We start from the raw sequence: 23,218 nt of genomic DNA on the forward strand, positions 1-23,218 counted from the left end.
AATACGCCATTTTCAATAAAATTTTATTATTATATTTATTATTATATTTATTATTATTTAATTATTTAGCTTGAGCATAAAGTTCGGCAACTTTATCCCAGTTAACCACATTCCAAAATGCACCGATGTAATCAACACGGCGATTTTGATATTTTAAATAATAAGCGTGTTCCCAAACATCAAGCGTTAAAATTGGCGTACCAGACACACCGGCAAATTTTTCGCCCATAATTGGAGAATCTTGATTAGCAGTAGATACAATAGCAAGTTTGCCATTTTGTAGTACTAACCAAGCCCAACCTGAACCAAAGCGAGTGGCTGCCGCTGCTGCAAATTTTTCTTTAAAGGCGTCAACTGAACCAAAATCCTTTTCGATTGCAGTTTTAAGCTCGCCTTTAAGTTCAGTACCGACTTTTAAAAGTTCCCAGAAAAAGGTGTGATTAACATGTCCACCCACATTATTTTTAATAGCGGTTAATTTGTCAGCGGGGACTTTATCTAAATTTTTTAATAATTCGCTTGGGCATAACTGTTTTAGTTCAGCAGACAATGACTCAATCGCCGCATTAGCATTATTCACATAAGTTTGATGATGTTTATCGTGATGCAGATGCATAGTTTCAGAATCAATATAAGGTTCTAATGCATCATAAGCATAAGGTAGGGGCGGTAAAGTATAAGCCATGGTATTGTTCCTTTCATATTATTAACTACTTTATCTTAGCAGTATACGGGCTATTAATATTACTAACAATCTATTAGATAGATAGTTAATGACTATCTATTTTATTAATCGTCATTATTTTTTAGATAAGGGATATACATCATAATAGCGTGATTTTCACTAATTAGCTTTTCTTCAACATGATTATCAATTAAATGTGTTTTACGTTGCCATATTTTATTATGTCGGGTATAGCCTCCCCACCATTGTTGTTCAATGCGGTGATCGGTTTCAAAGACTTCATAAGTATAAGATAAAGGCGTATCAGCAAGTAATTCGCCATGTAAATATTCATCATCAAGCCAAAGATTAAGGCGATAAGTGGTATTGGTTTTGTTTAGTAATTGTAAATCCACATAGTTATACGATAAAGTTGCGCCACAAGCGAACGGAATGGTACGGTTAACATCAGGAAAAACATCAAAGCTATGTCGCCAACGCTCTACTATAGTTAAATCAGAATGTAATACAATCCAATAAATTAAGTTACCTAATTGGCACAAACCGCCGCCAATATCTTTACCTATTTGTCCATTATGTAGCGATAGTCCTTCAAGAAATCCTCGCCGTTTTGATGGGCGTCCTACTTTTTGCCAGATCGAAAAACGTTGATTAGGCTTAATGATTGAACCATTAAGTTTTTCAATTGCTAATCTAAGATTAGTGATTTTGTTATATTGTAAATACATATCAACATCTTTTAGTTGTCTTAATAAAACAGACTGATGTTTTTTGTGTGAATAACAACATGTATTATTATTTATGTCGACAGTGCAATATGCGTTACGATGTTGCCACCAATCAAATTTTCGTTTTAAGATAAAATATTCTTTGCCTAATTTTAGCCTTAATTTACTGCGTTTTATCGGTTTATCGATAATAATATCCTGCATATTTTCCATTCCCTTATCGACAAGATATAATCAGTTATTTTTCTAAAGGTGACAGATAGCGTTGGCTTAACTTGTCGAGAAAAGTGAAAAGTTTTTGATTCATTTCAGTGTAATCATGAGAGCGAAGCTTATCAGGTGTATCGACAAAGCGGTATTTTTCTGCTTGGCTAAGTTCCTTTTGTGAATGGGTAATTAATAATTCGACTACTTCAGGTGTTAACTCCATATGGCATTGGAAACCATAAACAAATTTACTGTATGCAATGATTTGACGAGGACACCCTTCACTATACGCAATAATTTGAGCATCTTTGGTTAAACCTGGCATATCATTGTGCCAATGACCGACTTCTAATGTACTACCAAAATCAGTAAACAAAGGATTTGTTTTACCGATTTGAGTTAACATAATAGGGAATTTGCCAATTTCTTTTTCTGGGCTGTTGCTATAACTTTCCCCTAGAGCTTCGCCGATTAATTGTGAACCAAGACATACACCAATGACTACTTTCTCTGCTTTTATTGCTGATAAAATAATGGCTTGTTCTGCTTTAGAATCAAAATGAGCACATTCTTGTTTGGTCGTTGATGGTGACTGTGGACCGCCCATAACAATAAGAAAGTCGATATCATCAATGCTATTAGGAAGTGGTTCATTAAGGTAAACGCGAGAATAAGTTATAGTGTGATGATGATCTATTGCCCATTGCTCATAAGCACCCGGAGCTTCAAAAGCCTCGTGAATAATAAAATGGATATGCATGAGTAAAATTTCCTTTGATAAAAAATGTACTACTTTTCTTACTATATTATTTTAGGAGGATATAATTACACTGTTAAATTTTGCTAATTATGCCACATTACTATGAAAGTGCATATTATACTTTCTGTTTTTCTATTGATCTAGTGGATAGAAAAATTAGATGAGAGTAATTCCTACAATTGAAGTTATGTAGGTTGCAGTAATGTGAATATGGTGGCAAGTAGAACCATTCACCGACCTAATAAGTCGGTGAATGGTTGAGTTAAATTAGGCTTCGTTCCAGCTATCTCTTAACCCTACGGTTCGGTTAAACACTAGCTTATCGTCGGTTGCATATTTGCTATCTAAACAGAAGTAGCCTTCACGTTCAAATTGATAAGCCATTCCAACCTCGGCATTTTGTAAGCTTGCTTCAACAAAACCTTGTTTAATGATTAAAGATGTTGGATTGATGGTTGCTAAGAAGTCCTCGGCAGCACCTGGATTTGGTGTGTTAAATAGGCGATCATATAAGCGAATTTCAGCAGATTTTGCAAACTTAGCCGAAACCCAATGAATCACGCCTTTCACTTTACGTCCGTCTTCTGGGTTTTTATTTAATGTAGCCGGATCGTAGCTACAATAGATTGTTTGGATATTGCCTTCGGCGTCTTTTTCAACACGATCAGCACGAATTACATAGGCATTACGCAAACGCACTTCTTTACCAAGTACTAGGCGCTTGTAGTTTTTGTTGGCTTCTTCCCTAAAATCGGCTCGGTCGATATAGATTTCACGGGTGAAGGTCGCTTCACGCGTGCCTAATTCTGGACGATTTGGGTGGTTTGGCATGCTAAGTATTTCATCAATATTATCTGAAAAGTTTTCAATCACAACCTTAACAGGATCGAGCACCGCCATTGCGCGAGGTGCGTTTTCGTTCAAGTCTTCACGAATGCAAAACTCAAGCGTGCTCATTTCAACAGTGTTTTCTTGCTTGGTAACACCAATTCGGCGACAAAATTCACGGATCGACGCTGGTGTGTAACCACGGCGACGCAGTCCCGATATAGTTGGCATGCGTGGATCGTCCCAACCATCGACAATTTTTTCTGATACTAATAGATTTAATTTACGTTTAGAGGTAATGGCATACTCTAAATTTAATCTTGAAAATTCATATTGATGTGGGCGTGCTTCGATAGTGATATTATCTAATACCCAATCATATAAACGACGGTTGTCTTGGAATTCAAGCGTACAGAGTGAATGTGTGATGTTTTCGATCGCATCAGAAATGCAATGCGTAAAGTCATACATTGGGTAAATGCACCATTTGTTACCTGTTTGGTGGTGCTCAGCAAACTTAATACGGTATATCACAGGATCACGCATAACGATAAATGGTGATGCCATGTCAATTTTAGCCCTTAGGCAGGCTTTTCCTTCAGCAAATTTACCCGCTTTCATTTGCTCAAACAGTGCTAAGTTTTCGTCAATAGGACGATCACGATAAGGGCTGTTTTTACCTGGTTGAGTTAATGTGCCCCGATATTCGCGAATTTCATCAGCTGATAGCTCGTCAACATAGGCAAGTCCTTTTTTGATAAGCTCAATGGCATATTCATATAATCGCTCAAAATAATCAGACGAATAGCAAATGTCGCCATCCCATTCAAATCCTAACCAACGAACATCTTGTTTGATCGATTCAACATATTCAACATCTTCTTTAGCTGGGTTGGTATCATCAAAACGTAAATTACATTTACCCTGATAGTCTTGTGCAATGCCAAAGTTTAAACAGATTGATTTAGCATGACCAATATGTAAATAGCCGTTTGGTTCTGGCGGAAAACGAGTATGCGTTGTTTTATATTTGCCAGCAGCAAGATCCGCATCAATAATTTGACGGATAAAGTTTGTTGGACGAGTTTCAGTCTCAGTCGGTAGTGAACCGCTCATAAAAAACCTCTGATGATATATTTATTAATAACAAATTAAGAATATTTGCTTGCCATTATTTTTGTGTTAGTTGATGAATATAACAAATTTTTGTTATTTCTGAAACGGAAAACAGGCTATTTGTATCGACAAAATTGGCTTTTGATTAAGCAATGCTATTTTTTAATAAAATAACCAATGCATTAGCTGTAGAAATTCTTCGTGGTGTTTACAGTAATTTGAGAAACTACTGTAATGAATATACAAAAACAGAACTAACGCCTTATCACAGACAAGCGATAGAGCGCTGATATCAAAAAGAAAAATAACGGTCACCAATTTTTGGCTAAACGCTTTATAGTCAGTTGTCCTACCATTTATAACGCACTAAAAAAAGCCCGATTGAAAATAAATTAAGACGGCAAGCTAAAGGCGATAACAAAACCTTTCTGAACGAAATACGACAGGTTGATACCAAAGGTTTACCTTTACTTAAAAATGAAACGAAGCAGCAAACTAGAGAATATTTGCTTGAGATTATCTATTTGATTTTTAATGTTTTTATACATAAACGTAGTACACTCCTGAAACTTTTTAACAAAAAATACTACTGTATTGATTTATTTAGATAAACTGTGTGATAACCGGTATATCAAGCAAAAACCACCTGCCCATAAACTAATGGAAAAGCCGAAAGCGTGATACGAATTTTGAATTGAGATGCAGCATAATCAGCGAATATTTGACGACTCAAAAGAGTGAAAACAAAATTTAAATGCTTTATTAATTTTTATCATACCGTTAGACCGCATAAAGCGATTTCAGGAAAAACATCTTATGATTTTTAGCGGATTATTTTAATCATGAAGTGTAAACAATTCGGTGTTTTTGACCACATTGACCTATAAATATAGCCGCTATTCATCACCTGATTTTAATGAAACCACAAATCTTGCACCACCTAATGGGCTTGTGACAACAAACGCTTTGCCGTCATGAAATTCAGCCATTAATTTTACATAAGCTAAACCTAGGCCGTATCCGCCTGTTGAGCGAGTACGGCTGGTATCAAGTCTAGCAAAAGGCATGAAGATCTTTTCTCGTGCTTCAAAGGGGATGCCTGCACCATCATCATCAATTTCAATAATGACTCGATTTTCTTGTTTGCTAATGTTTAATACGGCTTTATGGGTGGCATATTTAAAGGCATTGAGCAAAAGATTTTTGACGATCGTTTCAGCTAAATTGGTGTCAATGGTTGCTTGGACATTTTGGCTATTGCAAGTAAGTTCAAAGTCTTTGGGTTTAAATAATATTAACGATTGACAGATTCTTTCTCCCCACTGTTTTAGCGATATACGCGTTAAGTTGAGTTCAATATTACTTTGTTGCATTTTAAAGTAATTTAAACTGGCGTTGATTAATGTTTCAAGTTCGTTAATATCATCACCCATGCCTTTTTGTAACAATAAGCGTTCTTGTTCGTCGTTAGATTCTTCAAGCATGCTAAGTTCAAATCGCATTCTAGCCAGTGGTGTACGCAGTTCGTGTGCCATTGCGTGGGAGATGGTTTGATTGGTGCTGACTAAGTGTTCAATGTGCATGCCCATGTTATTTAGTACGTTGGCAAGCGGCTTAAATAACCAGCCTTTTACGTTTACTGTCCGTGCTTTTAAATTACCTTGTCCTAGCTGTTCAGCTGTTTGTCTGATATTGAGTAAATCTTTCCAAACAGCACTAAAAGCCATATAAATTAAAATAAAAAAGATAATCGCGCTGAACAAAGCCCAGATAATTAAAAACACAGATAATGACATCGTATTGGATTTTAAAATATCTCGCATTACCATTGGACCTAGTTGCAACAAATGGCCGTCTTTTAGAGCAATATAGATGACCTCTTCATCACTATCATATGAAAATCCTAACTTTTCTAACTCTTGGTGCACGGTTTTAGATAGTGGTGTATTGGCAGGTAGCACAATAATAGGATAACCAAAATAAGGCTGTAATTCGTCAACAACTTCTTGAATAGGACGATCTTTGTTTTCATCAATGCGCATACGAATCAAGTTAACCGTGCCTCGTTGTGATTCTCGAAAGACAATATGATCATCGGGCATATCAGTTAATGATGAAGGTAACGAATCAAATACTAGTAATGCACCATAGGCAATAATGCATTGCAATGATAGTAAAATAACGAGGTAAAAGACAATTCGGCGATTAAAAAATAGCGGCTTAGCAAGTAATTGTCTCAATGGTTTTCCCCTTCTCGCATAAATAAATAGCCCTTGCCTCGAACGGTTTTGATTCGTGACGGATTATCGGGATCATCAAGTAATTTTCGGCGAAGTCTTGAGACTCGCGCATCAATGGAACGATCACTGCCATCAAAATCAATACCGCGAACTTGTGAAAATATATCATCTCGAGACAAAATACTTCCTGCATTAATAGCTAATAGCCAAAGCAGATCAAACTCGGCGGTGGTTAAATCAATCTCATGTTCTTGCAATAGGACTTTGCGATTTTCGCCATCGATAGCTAATTGGTCGAAGATTAATGTTTTATTATTCTGAGGTATAATATGTTCTTTTGTGTTGTCTTTGTCGGTTTCTATTTGTTTTCGACGTAATAGTGCTCGAATTCGGGCAAGCAGTAGTCTTGGTTCAACAGGCTTTGCCAAGTAGTCATCAGCGCCTAGTTCAAGCCCTACAATTTCATCAATATTATCTTCGCTAGCAGTCATAATTAGGATATAGTTAGTAAACCATGAGCGAATATCTCGGCAGATATCAAAACCCGATTTTTCAGGTAGCATGACATCTAATATGACTAAATCCGGGTTTAGTTGTTGGATCTTTTCTTCAGCGCCAGCACCGCTATTATGCCACTCAACAAGATAGCCTTGTCGAATAAGATAAACTTGAATTAAGTTGGCTAACCGTTGATCATCCTCGATGATTAATATACGTTCACTCATTATCTGTTTTTAGTTACCACTGCTTGTACTGAAGATACTTCATTATACAGACAATTTATTCTCCGTTACAAAATATATACAAAGAGCCTACAAAGTTTATTGCCACTCTATGAGAGAATTTGCGCCAATATCTATAATTAGACTATTTTTATATTAAAAATGAACACTTTTTCGTCGATAACAAACACGGTCTTTCACCCATCTTATACCCAGCATCACTCACCAATTGTTTTGTGTGATTTTGATGGCACAATTAGTGTAAAAGATGTGACTGATACGTTACTTAGCCACTTTGGTCAAGATGGTTGTGATGAGCTTGAAGAATTATGGGTTAATGGCAAAATTGGCTCTCAAGAGTGTATGAGCAAACAAATTGCTTTAATGGACGCCAGCTTAGAGGAGCTTAATTGCGTTTTATCACAAATTGAGATTGATCCTGCTTTTAAAGCTTTTATTCATTACGCCGAACAAAATAGTATTCCCGTTCACGTGGTGAGTGATGGGTTAGATTATGCCATTGAGTTTATTTTAAAGCGTCATGGTATTGAGAATTTACCTATTTTTGCCAATAAACTGATGCATAATAATGCGCGTAGTTGGCGTCTTGAATTCCCTTACGCAAATAAAAGCTGTATTAAGCAAAGTGGTAACTGCAAATGTAACCATGTTAAAAAACAACAGCACTTTACGCAGATTCTTTATGTTGGCGATGGTACGTCAGACTATTGCGTATCACATAATGTTGATTTTGTTTTTGCCAAAGATAAGCTCGTTAATTATTGTGAAAAAAATAAAATAGTACACCGTAAAATCACTAGCTTTGCTGATGTAACTAACGCATTAAAACAGGCACAACAAAGGGTTATTCCTGTCATGATGGTAAAAGAATAAGGAATTTTAATGAGTAAAATTGAAGATTTATCTTACTTTCTACCTGGTAATAAAAACGGCGTGTTATTGATTCATGGTTTAACTGGCACTCCGAATGAAATGCGAATTTTAGCTAATGGTTTAAATAAAGCAGGGTTTACCGTTTATGCCATTCAATTAGCTGGGCATTGTGGTACTGAAGAAGATCTGTGTAAAACAACATGGCAAGATTGGTATAAAAGCGTGCAAGATGGGGCTGATTATTTAGCACAGCATGTAGAGAATATGTTTGTAGCAGGTTTATCAATGGGGGCATTATTGGCACTAAAATTGGCCGCAGACAGACCTGAACAAATTAAAGGCGTTGGCGTGTTAGCACCGACATTTTGTTATGATGGTTGGAGTATGCCATTTTGGGCAAAAAAACTGTTTTTCTTACTGGTTTATTTTAAGAAATTGGGTATTTTCCAAAAGAAAGTGTTTATTGAAAAACCACCTTACGGGCTTAAAGACGAGCGTATTAGGGCTGTGGTTTCTGAAAGTATGTTAAGTGGCGATGCGGCATCAGCAGGGCTTGCTGGTAACCCGTTTCCTGCACTTGCCGAAATGCAATTACTGGCAAAAGAGATGCGTCAGCAATTACCTAAAGTGACATCACCCTGTTTAATTATGCATTCAGGTAATGATGATATTGCTAATATAGAAACCAATGCCAAATTAGTTGAAAAATCGGTATCAGGTGCAACAAAATTAGTGGTATTAAATGATAGTTATCATTTAATTACAATTGATAGCCAACGCCGTGAAGTAATCAAAGAGTGCGCGTCGTTTTTTGATAATATTGCAGAAGGAATCAAAGCATAATGTCGCCATTAGTTATCATTCTTTGGGTTAGTAATATCTGTTTTGATACATTAGGGCAAGTTGCTTTTAAATTTGCCGCCATTGCTCCCAATAACCGCGATGGTTGGTACTATTGGTTAGATTTAGCTAAAAATAAGTGGATTTGGGTTGGCATTATCGCTTATGTAGCTGAATTTTTATTATGGTTGGCTTTTTTAACATTAGTACCGCTTTCGCAAGGCGTATTACTTGCTTCATTTAATATCATTACTATCATGCTAGTAGGTCGAGTAATTTTTAAGGAATTGCTAACCATTTATCGCTTAATTGGCATGCTATTAATCACAGCAGGCGTTATTTTTGTAGGAATGTCTTAATATGGCCAGATTTTATATCATTGGATTTACCGTATTGTTGTTTTTTGACACTATTGCACAGTGTAGTTTTAAATTAACTGCAATACATGCAGAACCATTAGCTATGAGCGTTGATTGGTTAGTTCGTGTATTTACTAATCCATGGATTTATATCTCAATAGCTGGGTATATTTTAACTTTTTTTACTTGGATGACGTTACTAAAAAAAGCCCCTGTAGGCCCTGCTTTTGCAGCATCTCACTTTGAGATTGTAACTGTTATGGTTGTTTCAATCTGGCTATTTCACGAACCAATTACATTATTCAAGTTAATTGGCACAATACTAATTATTTCTGGCATTCTTTTTTTAGCGTTAGCAGAAAGTAAATTATCTAAACAAGAGTCAAACAATCTTCAACGTTAAATTCCAATATAGCAAGGAAAGTAGGTGATTTTTATACTTAAACGCGTACTTTCCTGAAAATTTTTTACAAAAATTTATACTGCTAATGCCTTTAATAACGTCAAATTAAGCTGATGTTGCTCTTGTTGCCAATTAACAAGGTTATTTGGTGATATGGTAGGTTGTTTATCAAGCGAACTAAGCAAACGCTTAAACCAATTTGCTGGCTGCCATATTGATAGTTCCCCCGTAATATCGCTACCGACAATTCTAGATTTAATTGAAGAAATAGTATCAAGTAGGTGGTAAGTTTGTAATCTACCTTGATCCCAGTTGGTGTGAATAACCTCTTCACTCAATACATCTTTATCAATCGAGACATAAACAGGCTGTGCGCTATGATATTGTTCCGATAGAAAGTTAGCAATAAGATCATCTGGTGTCGCAAAATGCCGAAAAGCATGGCCTAAACCTATTTTTTTGGCCCATGTGATATTGACATCTAAGCTCCAATAGGTCAACTTTTTATGAAACAGTGGCGCCCATCGATTTTCCCAAAAATGAGCAAGCCCAATATCATGAGAGGTAATACCAAGCACATGTACATGGCTCACAAAAGGCAAACTTGCCACATAACTTACCCATGATCCACAATGGATACCGAACAAATAACGCATATTGTCAGGATGATTATCAAAAATCACAACTTGAATCGGGTTATCAGCAGAATATTGCTTTGCTAAACGTTCAATAAGCAATAATGAAATATGATGAAAATCACCACTCCCCATTAGTACCGTACCATAACTTTCTGGTAAAAATTGCTGTAACACATTGTTAAATTGGTTAAACGTCTTTTTAGTACAGCCAAAACGAATTGTATCTTGCCACTGGGTAACATCAATTGTGTTAGCATAATCGATTTTACCAACACTTTGATCAAAGTTGAGAATAATAGGGCATGTCATGCTACTTTCTCCTTGTCACTTTCAAAATGACTAATCAATCTTCGTAATACAGCTCTTAATAATGGATTGCGAATATAAACTAAATGTTTTGTAAAGGTAAATTTTGCACCTAACGAAGCTTTTACTTCGGGATCAGTCCAACCTGCAATATAGTGACTAAAACCTTGCTGTAAAGCATATTCAAGATTAACAAACCAACTTACAAAATAGAGATTAAGCGCTCTAGCCTGTGGATAAACCATACCAATATATTTATCAACTAGCATATTATTAACCACAAAACAAATATTATATCCAACCAATTTATCATCATGATAATAAGTTACAATATGCGCATTTTGGGTTTTGTTTTGTAATAGCTGAGTAAAAAAAGATTTAGTCAATAAATCAAAATGTATTTCGCTTTGCTGATAGACATTAAGATAAAGTTGGTAATACTCATCTATAACCGCTTGTTGGTAAAAACAATCATCACCACTATGCAAAATATGAATGGCTAGCTTGTTGCGTGATTTTAGTTTTCGTCTAAAATTTTTACGTCGACTATACGAAAAACGAGAAAAAACTTCATCCATATCACTAAAATCAATCGGTACCCAAGCCAATGCTTGCCCTTCAACTTCAATAAAGCCTTGCGTTTTTAATGATGAAATAAGGCGTAATGAATAGTCATTGTCTTTTTCACTCAGTAAAGGCGAGGCAACAGGAATATCTTTAACAATCAAAAAAGGATATTGTTTAGCATAAGCCGTTTTTAAATTTTTAGCCAATTGATTTTCATCAACTTTATCGTTTAATAACGAATATTCAGAAACTGTTGCTCCAACAAAGCAGGTATTAGGTTTTAAGTAGCGTTGCCATTTATGATAAAAAGGAAGCTTTTGAATTTTATGTCTGAAATCATCATCGGCAGTAGTCAAAAGATCAAACTTTGCTGAAAAAACAGGCACACCATCTTCACTAAGCCATGCTGAAAAGTCTTGTGGCGGATGCTCTAGAAAATTGTCTATTAATTCATTGGGTTCTAACTGGTTGATGTATTTCATAACGTTCAAATAAATGATTGGCTGTAACACGCAAGCCCGCCAATAAATATTGGCGGGAATTTAAGATGAATGATTAAAGTTCTTTTTTAGCTCGTGTAATTAATTGATCAAGAAGCTCAATACCTTGATCAATCTCTTGACGAGAAATATGTAATGATGGCGCAAAAGTAATCACATTTTTATAGTAACCACCAATATCAAGTACTAAGCCCATTTTGGTACCTTCCCAATCAAGATCACCTGACATGCCAATATCAACCATTTTGTCAACAAGTGCTTTATTGGCTGTAAAGCCATCTTCTGTACAAATTTCTGCACGAAGAGCTAAACCTAAACCATCAACTTCGCCAATCTCTTTGTGTTTCTTCTCTAGTGTTTTTAAGCCTTCAAGGAAGTAAGCTCCACTATCCATAACCATTTTTTCGTAATCAGTTTCTGAAGTCATTTTTAATACTTCAAGACCAACTGCCGTACCTAGTGGGTTTGATGCAAATGTTGAATGTGTTGAGCCAACAGGGAACACTTCAGGATTAATTAATTCTTCGCGCGCCCATAAACCACCAAGTGGGTTAAGACCATTAGTTAATGCTTTAGCGAAAACCACAACATCAGGCTTAACATCAAAATGTTCAATTGACCAAAGTTTACCTGTACGATAAAAGCCCATTTGGATTTCATCAACGACTAATAAAATACCATACTGATCTAAAACTTTTTTAAGACCTTTAAAGTAATTACGAGGAGGAACAATATAACCACCCGTTGCTTGTAAAGGTTCAGCATAAAATGCCGCGTATTCGGCTTGCCCTACTTTTGGATCCCAAACACCGTGGTATTCGGTTTCAAATAGGCGTGCAAACTCAGCGACTAAATGTTCGCCATATTCTTCAGCAGTCATACCTTTAGGACGACGGAAAGGATATGGGAACGGAACAAACATCGCTCGATCACCAAAATGACCATAACGACGGCGGTAACGATAACTTGATGTGATTGATGAGGCGCCAAGTGTACGGCCGTGGTATCCACCTTGGAAAGCAAACATTAGTGATTTACCACCTGTTGCATTACGCACTACTTTTAACGAGTCTTCAATACACTGTGAACCACCTACATTGAAATGTACCCGCCCTTCATAACCAAATCGCTTTTCCATACCTTGGGCAATGGTTTTGGCTAATTCAATTTTTGTAGGATGTAAATATTGGCTAGCGCATTGTGGTAAGGTATCAATTTGCTTTTTAAGAACATTGTTTAAGCGTTCATTGGCATAACCAAAGTTACATGCTGAGTACCACATTTGTAGATCAAGGAAAGCTTTACCTTCTTTGTCATACATGTAGCTACCTTCACAACCGTCAAAGATTTTTGGTGGCTCAACATAATGTACGGTATCACCAAAAGAGCAATATTTCGCTTCATCAGCTAACAATGTAGCATCATCAGGACGACTGTTAGTCATTTCTAAAGTTGGTTTACTCATAATTTATCTCACTAATCAATATTCAAATACAATAAAATGTGGCATTATTATTCAAGAAATTTGCTTGTTACAATGTACAGTTAATGTATAGATTGTGTGACGATTAGCTAAACAATTAAATCTTATTAATTTGTAATAAACATTCACTTTTTATATAAGCATAAAAAAAATGAAAAAAATACTTTGTGGACTGTCTATTTTATCTATAACCACTTTAGGAACTGCACAGTTTGCATTAGCTGAGCCAACTTCCCTTGGTTTAGGCATGGGTTGGGCAAATTCACCTTATAAAAATTATAATGATAATTATTACCCTATTCCTCATATCGTTTATGACAATGGGCTATTTTTTATTGATGATTTATCTGCTGGCGTTTATGCTTATAATACTGATAATCAAAGCGTCTCAATTGGTGCTCGCTACTTATCTAATGAATTTAAACCACACAATTCAGATAATCACCAATTAAGGCAACTTAATAGCCGTCACTCAACATTACTGGCAGAAATAGAATATTCTATTGTGACCAATTGGGGAGTGGTTTCTAGTAGTATCGGCGCTGATGTATTAAACGAAAGTGATAGTGTTTTAGCTAATGCCGATTATACTGTCCCTTATATGCAGGGTAATTTAATTATAGCACCGTCTATTGGTATAAATTGGGCTAATAGTAAACATAATGATTATTATTATGGCGTTTCGCATAAAGAATCGTCTCGTTCAAAATTACAATACTTTAATGCAGGCAGTTCATTAACACCTTATGCCGAAATAGCTGCGCAATATTCATTAACCAAAAATATAGCGACTTTTGGCGGTATTCATATCGACAAATTAACTGGTGATGCGGCAAGTAGTCCTATGGTTGACAATAGTGCTATCACTTCGGTTTATATGGGGTTATCTTATAACTTTTAATTAATATTGATTGATACTCAATATCAAAATCATAATAGCAACACTTACAATAATCAGTAATTGCTGTTTAAATGAAATAAAATCTTTATTACAAAAAATTCAGGAAATAGAAAAGTATGCTTTGGTTTAAAAATGCCATAATTTACCAACTTAATAACGACACGTTACTTAATAAAGATGCAATAGAAAAAGCACTAAAGTCTCACCCTTTTACTCCATGTGGTAATTTAGACACCACAAAAATGGGCTGGGTTTCGCCTTATCATGATAATAATCAAGAGGATTTTATAGTTGATATGCAAGGGCATTTATTATTACGCATCAAAAAAGAGACAAAAATATTGCCCTCTCCAGTAATCAAACAAGCTTTATTAGAAAAAATAGATAAACAAGAACAAGCACTAAGCAGAAAACTAACTAAAAACGAAAAAGCCACTTTAAAAGATGAAGTTATGATTGACTTAATGCCAAGAGCTTTTAGTAAATATAATCACTATTGGTTATGGTTAGATACGCATAATAAACGCATTATTGTTGACTGTAGTAGCTTTAAACAAGCCGAAGATATCTTAGCTATTTTGCGTAAAGAGCTTGGCTCGCTTGCATTAACGCCGTTATCTATTGATAAACCACTTGAACAAATCATGACGACTTGGGTTAAAGAAAATCTGAATTTTCCACCCTTTATATTAGGCGATCAAGCCGAACTAAAAGATCCTCTTGAAGGAAATGGAATTATCAGCTGCAAAAATCAAGAAATCACCAGTGATGAAATGCGTGTTCATTTCGATTCTGGCAAATGGATCACTAAAATTAAAATTATTGATGAAAGAGGCGTCAGCTTTATTGTTAATAGCGATTTAACCTTTAAACGAATTAAATTTGATTCGGTTATCTTAGACGAAAATGAAGATATAGGATCTGATGAGTTTGATAAAAGACTCGAAGCAGACTTTTTTATTATGGCTAATTCATTAGCCAATACCATTAATGACTTTTATATAACAATTAACAAAATAGTTTAAAAAAGCATTTAAATATTTTTTCATTGCACTATCATTATCTATAGATTTGCCTATTACATGTGCTATACTAGGCAACAGATTATGGGTGACATAATTATATAAAAATAAGTAATTGTTCTTTTTATTTAAAGTAAATTTTAAACAATAAAGAAACTAAACATCGTCTATAACAACATATAAGTTGAGGCAATAAAATGAAAAAAACTACTCTAGCTCTAGCGATTGCAGTTGCAAGTTTAACAACCACTGCAGCTAATGCAGCATATGAAAATAATACTTTTTATACTGGTGCTAAATTAGGTTGGTCAGAGCTTTATCGCTTAGATGCAAACAAAGTTCGTGTGTGGAATGACGTTGGCATTAGCACATCAAATCGTAGCAATGTTGCTGGTGGTGCTTTCCTTGGTTTTCAAGCAAATCCTTATTTAGCATTTGAATTAGGTTACGACTGGTTAGGTTCTGCTAAATATAAAAGATCTTATCGTTATGCAGGGAAAAGTTATGACGTAGGTCATAGTAAAGTTTCAGCTCAAGGCGTATCTTTAACTGGTAAATTGAGCTACCCTATCGTTGACGGTCTAGATATCTATGGTCGTGCTGGTGGTATGGTTACTATCGCTAAATGGAAAAATGGTGGCTTAGTTAAAGACTATGAAAAACTAGATCATGGCACAAAAACAGATGTATCTCCAGTTTATGCATTAGGTGTTGACTATCGTTTAAGTGATGATTTCTCAACTCGTTTAGAATACCAATATGTTCAAAATATTCATACTAAAACTGACGCATCTCCAGATGCGGGTACAGTAAGCTTAGGTGTTACTTACCGTTTAGCGACGTTAGATACACCAGCTCCAGTTGAATTGAAAACTGAAGTAAAACGTTATGTATTAAATGAAGATGTTCTATTTGCTTATGCAAAAGCTGACTTAAAAGCTGAAGGTCGTCAAGCATTAGACAACTTATTAACAAACCTTGTTAAAATCAACCCAACTGAAAGTGCAGTAGTGGTAATTGGTCATACTGACCGTATTGGTTCAGAGAGCTATAACCAAAAATTATCAGAACAACGAGCTCACTCAGTAATGAAATACTTAGTTGCTAAAGGTGTTCCTGCTGACTTAATCAGTGCTCGTGGTGTAGGTAAATCTCAACCAGTTACTGGTACTAAATGTAATGCACTTCGTGGCGCTAACTTAAAAGCATGTTTAGCCCCTGATCGTCGTGTTGAAATTGAAGTTAAAGCACGTAACGTTCAAGAAGTTCAAGTAACTAATTCAACAAAATAATTTTTGTTTTTTAGTTAGTCATTAAGACCCGGTTAAAAGCCGGGTTTTTTTACCTCTTTTTTGTTAACAACTAAATTATATATCACCTTAGATCTACAAATTATCCACAAAAAAGGTTATAATGCTACATAGTATTGTTAGTAAGAAAAGTTGAAGGAGTTGCCGTGCCTACCGCGATTTGGCAAGATTGCCTTTCTCAATTACAAGAAGAAATCCCTACGACGGAATTTAATTTATGGATTCGCCCGTTGCAAGCGGAAATGGTCGATAATAAACTCTATATTTATGCTCCAAATAGATTTGTGCTAGATTGGGTAAAAAATAAATATTTAACCACAATATCCCAATTGCTAAATAAGCTTTTTAATGATGATTCTTTAAAATTATTTCTTGAAGTTGGTTCAACCGTATCCAAAGATAAAAAGACGCAAAATAGCCAACGTAAAGCAGAAGTTTTACCAGCTTGGCAAACAACAAAAGAAACAAATCACAATCATACTTATCGTTCTGGTATTAATAATAAACACACCTTTAATAGTTTTGTTGAAGGTAAATCAAACCAACTTGCTGTTGCAGCAGCCAAACAAGTAGCTGAAAATCCGGGCAAAGCTTATAACCCTTTATTTTTATATGGTTCGACGGGTTTAGGTAAAACGCATTTATTACATGCAGTAGGTAACCAAATAATGGCATCAAAAGCCAATGCCAAAGTAGTTTACATGCACTCGGAGCGTTTTGTCCAAGATATGGTAAAAGCACTGCAAAACAATGCGATAGAAGAGTTTAAAAATTACTATCGTTCAGTTGATGCCTTACTTATTGATGATATTCAATTTTTTGCCAATAAAGAGCGTTCCCAAGAAGAATTTTTTCACACCTTTAACTCGTTATTAGAAGGTAATCAACAAATTATTTTAACATCAGATCGTTATCCTAAAGAGATTGATGGCGTTGAAGATCGCCTAAAATCACGTTTTGGTTGGGGATTAACCATTGCAATCGAACCGCCCGAACTTGAAACACGGGTTGCGATTTTAATGAAAAAAGCCGAAGAAAATCATATAAAATTACCTGAAGAAGTTGCTTTTTTTATTGCAAAACGATTACGCTCTAATGTTCGTGAATTAGAAGGCGCACTTAATCGGGTTATTGCTAATGCCAATTTTACAGGAAAAGCTATTACCATAGATTTTGTTAAAGATGCTTTAAAAGATTTGCTTGCTTTACAAGAAAAACTTGTCACTATTGAAAATATACAAAAAACGGTTGCAGAATATTATAAAATTAAAGTATCAGATTTACTTTCTAAACGCCGTTCGCGTTCGGTTGCAAGGCCACGGCAAGTCGCAATGGCGCTTGCCAAAGAACTTACGAATAAAAGCTTGCCTGAAATTGGCGACGGCTTTGGTGGACGAGACCACACCACCGTATTACATGCGTGCAGAAAGATTGCCGAATTAAAAGAAGAAAGCAATGCAATTAAAGAAGATTACTCCAATTTAATTAGAACATTATCAACTTAAAAAAAGAATCAATACTATGAAATTTATTATAGATCGTGAAAAACTGATAAAACCATTGCAACTTGTCAGCGCCCCACTGAGTAATCGCCCTACATTACCCATTTTGGGGAATTTGTTATTACAAGTTAATGACAATACACTATCAATGACAGGAACGGATCTTGAAATAGAGATGATATCTCATTTACCATTGATTGAGCCAAGTGAACCTGGCGCAACTACGGTACCAGCAAGAAAGTTTCTTGATATCTGTCGAAACCTACCTAATGATGCAAAAATATCGATAAGCGTTGATGATAATCGAATAATGATTCAATCAGGCCGTAGTAAATTTTCTTTAGCAACACTTCCTGCTAACGATTTTCCTAATTTAGAAAATTGGCAAAGTGATGTTGATCTTTCAGTACCACAAAGAACCATAAAACGACTTATTGATGCAGTACAATTTTCAATGGCAAACCAAGATGTCAGATATTACTTAAATGGTATGTTATTTGAAATTGAAGATGGCCAATTAAAAACTGTCGCAACTGATGGCCACCGACTAGCATTATGCGCTCAACCCATTGAGCAAAATACAAAAGCCACCCACGCGGTCATTTTACCAAGAAAAGGGGTACTTGAACTAGCAAAATTGGTTAGTGATAACGACGAACTTATCACAATGCAAATTGGTCATAATAACTTACGCGTTAATCTTGGTGATTTCACATTTACATCAAAACTTATTGATGGCAGATTTCCTGACTATAAACGAGTATTACCACGTAATCCAGATAAACCTCTTGAAGTCTCCTGCGAAGAGCTAAGAAATGCCCTGTCACGAGTTGCTATCTTATCTAATGAAAAATTTCGTGGAATTCGACTCCACGCCCATAACAACCAACTAAAAATTACGGCAAACAACCCAGAACAAGAAGAAGCAGAAGAAGTTATTGATGTAAAATATGAGTCATCAGAGCTTGAAATTGGCTTTAATGTTACTTATTTACTCGACATATTAAACACATTAAGATGTGATAGTGTACAACTATTACTCACTGATTCGGTATCGAGTGTACAAATTGAAGATATCAACAATCAATCTGCCACTTATGTTGTTATGCCGATGCGCTTATAATCAAATCTTATTTAATTTTCCGGCTTCGGCCGGAATAATTGACAGTATATGACTCTTTCAACCATCAACGTTCATCATTTTCGTAATATTAATTACGCAGAACTCGCTTTATCACCACATTTCAACTTCATTGTTGGCGATAATGGCAGTGGCAAAACCAGTCTACTTGAAGCCATCTATATGCTTGGGCACGGACGAGCATTTAGGCATGCCCAATCAAATCGAATTATTCAACATGAACAACCTGAACTTATATTATTTAGTGAGATAAAAAGTTCCAATCAGCAAGTCCATTCAATAGGTCTTGCAAAATCACGCAATAACGAAAATAAGATAAAAATAGATGGAGACGAAGGCTTTCGGTTGGCCGATTTAGCCAAATTATTACCGATACAATTAGTAACACCTGAGGGGTTTGATTTATTGAGCGGTGGCCCCAAGTATCGCCGTGCATTTATCGATTGGGGATGTTTTCATCATCACCCTGAATTTGTTCATTTATGGAACAATTTAAAACGCCTATTTAAGCAACGTAATGCACTGTTAAAACAAGCCAATAGTTATAAACAATTATTACCTTGGGACAAAGAGATCGCTCTAATTGCCGAAAAAATCAGCCAAATTCGAGCTGATTATTTACAACATATTTTTCCTGAAATTATTCGGACTTGCCATGATTTTTTACCTGAATATCAACTTAATTGCCAATATTATCAAGGTTGGGATCATGGAATTAATTACTCTGAACAGCTACAAAAACAGTACGATCGTGACAAACTCCTTAATTACACCACTCTAGGGCCACATAAAGCGGATATAAAATTACGTATCGATAATATTCCTGTCGAAGATCTTTTATCCCGAGGTCAACTAAAGTTAGTGATGTGTGCTTTACGGTTATCTCAAGGCGAATATTACTCAAAACAACATTCACAATCTTGTATTTACTTGATTGATGATTTTGCTTCAGAACTAGACCAAAATAGACGTGACTTGCTAGCAAAACGATTAAAATTAGCCAATTCACAAGTGTTTATTACTGCAGTTAGCCAAGATCAAATTAGCCATATGATCGATGAAAATGATAAGATTTTTCACATAAAATCTGGTATAATTTTGTAAATATACAGAATGATATAAACAATCAATTAAGTCGAGAAATCCATGTCTAATTCTTATGATTCTTCCAGCATTAAAGTACTCAAAGGGCTTGATGCTGTCCGTAAACGTCCAGGTATGTATATTGGTGATACTGATGATGGAACAGGACTTCACCATATGGTTTTCGAAGTTGTCGATAATGCCATTGATGAAGCGTTAGCGGGTTATTGCCACCATATTGAAGTCACCATCCACCCCGATAACTCGGTTTCTGTTCGTGACGATGGTCGCGGAATTCCAACGGGTATTCATGAAGAAGAAGGTATTTCAGCTGCTGAAGTTATCATGACCGTATTACACGCAGGTGGTAAATTCGATGACAACTCATACAAAGTTTCTGGTGGCTTGCATGGTGTTGGGGTTTCTGTTGTTAATGCCTTATCAGATAAATTAGAACTTGTCATTTATCGTGATGGAAAAATTCACCAACAAATTTACAACTTAGGGGTACCACAAGCACCACTTAACATTATTGGAGAAACCACAGAATCAGGCACATACGTTCGCTTTTGGCCAAGTCCTGAAACATTTACTAATATTGAATTTGTTTACGAAATACTTGCTAAACGACTTCGTGAACTCTCTTTCCTAAATTCAGGAGTATCAATAAAGTTACTTGATGAACGCACAGGAAAGAGCGAGCATTATCATTACGAAGGTGGAATTCAGGCTTTTGTAGAATACCTTAATAAAAATAAAAACCCAATTCATCCTAAAATTTTCTACTTCAGTACCGAAAAAGACGATATTGGTGTCGAAGTAGCATTACAGTGGAATGACGGTTATCAAGAAAATATCTACTGCTTTACTAACAACATTCCTCAGCGCGATGGTGGAACACACTTAGCAGGTTTTCGTGGTGCAATGACGCGGACATTAAACAATTACATGGAAGCGGAAGGATACAGTAAAAAAGCCAAAATTAGCGCCACAGGTGATGATGCTCGTGAAGGGCTCATTGCGGTTGTATCGGTCAAAGTGCCTGATCCTAAATTCTCGTCACAAACTAAAGACAAACTCGTCTCATCAGAAGTCAAATCAGCCGTTGAATCTGTCATGGGCGAAAAACTAGCCGAATACCTACTAGAAAACCCATCCGATGCCAAAATTGTGGTTGGCAAAATTATTGACGCAGCAAGAGCACGTGAAGCAGCACGCAAAGCGCGCGAAATGACACGACGCAAAGGAGCATTAGACCTAGGTGGCTTGCCGGGTAAACTTGCTGACTGCCAAGAAAAAGACCCAGCTTTATCTGAATTATACTTAGTGGAAGGGGACTCTGCGGGTGGCTCGGCAAAACAAGGGCGCAACCGCAAAAACCAAGCGATATTGCCACTAAAAGGGAAAATTCTTAATGTTGAAAAAGCCCGCTTTGACAAAATGCTCTCATCGCAAGAGGTCGGAACATTAATTACCGCTCTTGGTTGTGGAATTGGTCGTGACGAATACAATCCAGATAAAATGCGCTACCACAGTATCATCATCATGACCGATGCCGACGTTGATGGTTCGCACATTCGTACCTTATTATTAACGTTCTTTTATCGCCAAATGCCCGAAATCATTGAGCGTGGCTATGTTTATATTGCACAACCGCCTTTATACAAAGTCAAAAAAGGCAAGCAAGAACAATACATTAAAGATGATGACGCAATGACGCAATTCCAAATTGCCTTAGCACTTGAAGATGCCTCGTTACATGTCAATGACCATGCACCTGCACTTGCAGGCGAAGCATTAGAACGACTGATTGCAGAATATCAAAAAGTTGAAAAGCTTATCACCAAAATGGAGCGCCGTTACCCGAAAGCATTGCTTTGTGAATTGGTTTATCATGATGTATTAAACGAAAGTATTTTACAAAATCAACAACAGGCCGAAAATTGGGCAAAAACACTTGTTGAAAAACTAACAAACAAAGAACAACATGGCAGCAGTTACCACTATGCAACTGACTACAACGAAAAGACCCAGCTACACCAACCTGTAATAAAAATCAAAACTCATGGCGTTGACACTAATTACACGCTGGATCAAGCGTTTATTCACAGCAACGAATACCGCAACATATGCCACCTTGGTGCACAGCTTAAAGACTTACTAGAAGACAGCGCATTTATTCAACGTGGTGAACGCAAACAACCAGTTAGCTCTTTTGACGAAGCTGTTGATTGGTTAATTAAAGAGTCTCGCCGTGGTTTAACGATCCAGCGCTACAAAGGTCTTGGTGAAATGAACCCAGAACAATTATGGGAAACAACAATGGATCCAACTAGCCGTCGAATGTTGCAAGTCACCATCAAAGATGCCATTGAAGCGGATCAATTATTTACCACATTAATGGGTGATGAAGTTGAACCTCGCCGACTATTTATTGAAGAAAACGCCCTTAAAGCGGCGAATTTAGACTTCTAAATATACAATAACAAAAAGCAAAAAAAGCCAGGCTCAATGTCTGGTTTTTTATTGAGAATAATGATTGTGAGAAAGTTGTTTTTTGTGAAAATTGCAATAGTCTTTACTTAATCTGACATTTGAGTTATTTTATAACACAAAAGGAGAGTCAGAAATGAATCAAACAGCCAAAATTATTAAACCAAAATAAGGACTACTAGAATTAGCTAAGCAACTCGGTAACGTTCAACAAGCTTGCAAAGTCATGGGATACAGTCGAGATAGCTATTATCGCTTTAAAAAATTGTATGAGCAAGGGGGTGAGCTTGCGCTTCAAGAAATCAGTCGTAAAAAGCCTATCGAAAAAAATCGGGTAGAGCCACATATAGAACAAGCCGTTGTCAATATGGCCTATGAATATCCAGCTTATGGGCAACATCGAGTTGCCAATCAACTTCGTCAAGAAGGCATCATGGTGTCAGGGAGTGGGGTACGCTCTATTTGGCTACGTCACGATTTAGAAAGTTTT

General features: G+C 36.1%; 20 protein-coding genes and 1 pseudogene. 12 read left to right on the plus strand and 9 right to left on the minus strand.

From position 1 onward, the window contains the following. Window positions 1-61: 61 nt before the first annotated feature. The 6 genes from A9G35_RS01575 to A9G35_RS01600 form a co-directional block, all read right to left on the minus strand. Window positions 62-685 (minus strand): Fe-Mn family superoxide dismutase, encoded by a 624-nt coding sequence (locus A9G35_RS01575; RefSeq protein WP_065635398.1) that lies wholly within the window; start codon window positions 683-685, stop codon window positions 62-64. Between the two features lie 104 nt (window positions 686-789). Continuing rightward, window positions 790-1,626, minus strand: a complete 837-nt coding sequence (locus A9G35_RS01580; RefSeq protein WP_218057165.1) for a VanW family protein — start codon at window positions 1,624-1,626, stop codon at window positions 790-792. A gap of 25 nt (window positions 1,627-1,651) precedes the next feature. After that, complete coding sequence (locus A9G35_RS01585; protein WP_065635400.1) at window positions 1,652-2,380, minus strand: type 1 glutamine amidotransferase; 729 nt, start codon at window positions 2,378-2,380, stop codon at window positions 1,652-1,654. A 267-nt stretch (window positions 2,381-2,647) separates the two neighbouring features. Continuing rightward, entirely contained in the window at window positions 2,648-4,324 is a 1,677-nt protein-coding gene (gene glnS, locus A9G35_RS01590) for a glutamine--tRNA ligase (RefSeq protein ID WP_065635401.1), read from the minus strand. A gap of 896 nt (window positions 4,325-5,220) precedes the next feature. Continuing rightward, the gene (locus A9G35_RS01595) at window positions 5,221-6,564 is read right to left on the minus strand and encodes an ATP-binding protein (protein WP_065635402.1); all 1,344 of its coding nucleotides are present in this window, start codon (window positions 6,562-6,564) and stop codon (window positions 5,221-5,223) included. Beyond that, on the minus strand, window positions 6,561-7,289 hold the full coding sequence (locus A9G35_RS01600; RefSeq protein ID WP_065635403.1) for a winged helix-turn-helix domain-containing protein: 729 nt from the start codon (window positions 7,287-7,289) through the stop codon (window positions 6,561-6,563). The genes A9G35_RS01595 and A9G35_RS01600 overlap by 4 nt, the downstream gene beginning before the upstream one ends. A 159-nt stretch (window positions 7,290-7,448) precedes the next feature. Between A9G35_RS01600 and A9G35_RS01605 the strand changes: the two genes are divergently transcribed. The 4 genes from A9G35_RS01605 to A9G35_RS01620 are packed head-to-tail and all read left to right on the plus strand — an operon-like array spanning window position 7,449 to window position 9,782. Then, window positions 7,449-8,180, plus strand: a complete 732-nt coding sequence (locus A9G35_RS01605; protein ID WP_065635404.1) for an MtnX-like HAD-IB family phosphatase — start codon at window positions 7,449-7,451, stop codon at window positions 8,178-8,180. A gap of 9 nt (window positions 8,181-8,189) precedes the next feature. Then, window positions 8,190-9,023 (plus strand): alpha/beta hydrolase, encoded by an 834-nt coding sequence (locus A9G35_RS01610; protein ID WP_065635405.1) that lies wholly within the window; start codon window positions 8,190-8,192, stop codon window positions 9,021-9,023. Next, on the plus strand, window positions 9,023-9,379 hold the full coding sequence (locus A9G35_RS01615) for an EamA family transporter (RefSeq protein WP_065635406.1): 357 nt from the start codon (window positions 9,023-9,025) through the stop codon (window positions 9,377-9,379). Before A9G35_RS01610 ends, A9G35_RS01615 begins: the two co-directional genes overlap by 1 nt. 1 nt (window position 9,380) lies before the next feature. Next, window positions 9,381-9,782: a DMT family transporter gene (locus A9G35_RS01620; RefSeq protein WP_065635407.1), complete on the plus strand. Its 402-nt coding sequence runs from the start codon at window positions 9,381-9,383 to the stop codon at window positions 9,780-9,782. Window positions 9,783-9,856: 74 nt separating this feature from the next. On the opposite strand, the gene A9G35_RS01625 is transcribed toward A9G35_RS01620, so the two are convergent. From A9G35_RS01625 to A9G35_RS01635, 3 genes are all read right to left on the minus strand, one after another. After that, on the minus strand, window positions 9,857-10,729 hold the full coding sequence (locus A9G35_RS01625) for an arginase family protein (RefSeq protein ID WP_065635408.1): 873 nt from the start codon (window positions 10,727-10,729) through the stop codon (window positions 9,857-9,859). Next, complete coding sequence (locus A9G35_RS01630) at window positions 10,726-11,775, minus strand: GNAT family N-acetyltransferase (protein WP_065635419.1); 1,050 nt, start codon at window positions 11,773-11,775, stop codon at window positions 10,726-10,728. The genes A9G35_RS01625 and A9G35_RS01630 overlap by 4 nt, the downstream gene beginning before the upstream one ends. Before the next feature lie 73 nt (window positions 11,776-11,848). After that, the gene (locus tag A9G35_RS01635) at window positions 11,849-13,258 is read right to left on the minus strand and encodes an aspartate aminotransferase family protein (protein WP_218057166.1); all 1,410 of its coding nucleotides are present in this window, start codon (window positions 13,256-13,258) and stop codon (window positions 11,849-11,851) included. 169 nt (window positions 13,259-13,427) lie between these two features. On the opposite strand from A9G35_RS01635, the gene A9G35_RS01640 reads away from it, so the two are divergent. The 8 genes and pseudogenes from A9G35_RS01640 to A9G35_RS01675 all read left to right on the plus strand — a co-directional run. Next, entirely contained in the window at window positions 13,428-14,177 is a 750-nt protein-coding gene (locus A9G35_RS01640; protein ID WP_065635409.1) for a MipA/OmpV family protein, read from the plus strand. Window positions 14,178-14,293: 116 nt separating this feature from the next. Beyond that, the gene (locus A9G35_RS01645; protein ID WP_065635410.1) at window positions 14,294-15,202 is read left to right on the plus strand and encodes a recombination-associated protein RdgC; all 909 of its coding nucleotides are present in this window, start codon (window positions 14,294-14,296) and stop codon (window positions 15,200-15,202) included. A 194-nt stretch (window positions 15,203-15,396) separates the two neighbouring features. Then, a complete protein-coding gene (ompA, locus tag A9G35_RS01650; protein WP_065635411.1) occupies window positions 15,397-16,491 on the plus strand; it encodes a porin OmpA in 1,095 nt (364 codons plus the stop codon). A gap of 164 nt (window positions 16,492-16,655) precedes the next feature. Beyond that, window positions 16,656-18,014: a chromosomal replication initiator protein DnaA gene (gene dnaA, locus A9G35_RS01655; protein WP_065635412.1), complete on the plus strand. Its 1,359-nt coding sequence runs from the start codon at window positions 16,656-16,658 to the stop codon at window positions 18,012-18,014. 16 nt (window positions 18,015-18,030) lie between these two features. After that, window positions 18,031-19,134: a DNA polymerase III subunit beta gene (gene dnaN, locus A9G35_RS01660; RefSeq protein ID WP_065635413.1), complete on the plus strand. Its 1,104-nt coding sequence runs from the start codon at window positions 18,031-18,033 to the stop codon at window positions 19,132-19,134. A 48-nt stretch (window positions 19,135-19,182) separates the two neighbouring features. Then, window positions 19,183-20,256 carry a DNA replication/repair protein RecF gene (recF, locus tag A9G35_RS01665; protein ID WP_065635414.1) on the plus strand — a complete coding sequence of 358 codons (1,074 nt, stop codon included), beginning with the start codon at window positions 19,183-19,185 and terminating at the stop codon, window positions 20,254-20,256. A 42-nt stretch (window positions 20,257-20,298) separates the two neighbouring features. After that, a complete protein-coding gene (gyrB, locus tag A9G35_RS01670) occupies window positions 20,299-22,710 on the plus strand; it encodes a DNA topoisomerase (ATP-hydrolyzing) subunit B (protein WP_065635415.1) in 2,412 nt (803 codons plus the stop codon). 154 nt (window positions 22,711-22,864) lie between these two features. Beyond that, window positions 22,865-23,218: pseudogene (locus A9G35_RS01675) on the plus strand (helix-turn-helix domain-containing protein); the annotation flags it as partial.

The organism is Gilliamella sp. Choc5-1 (assembly GCF_001690595.1).
GTDB classification, from domain to species: domain Bacteria; phylum Pseudomonadota; class Gammaproteobacteria; order Enterobacterales; family Orbaceae; genus Gilliamella; species Gilliamella apicola_M.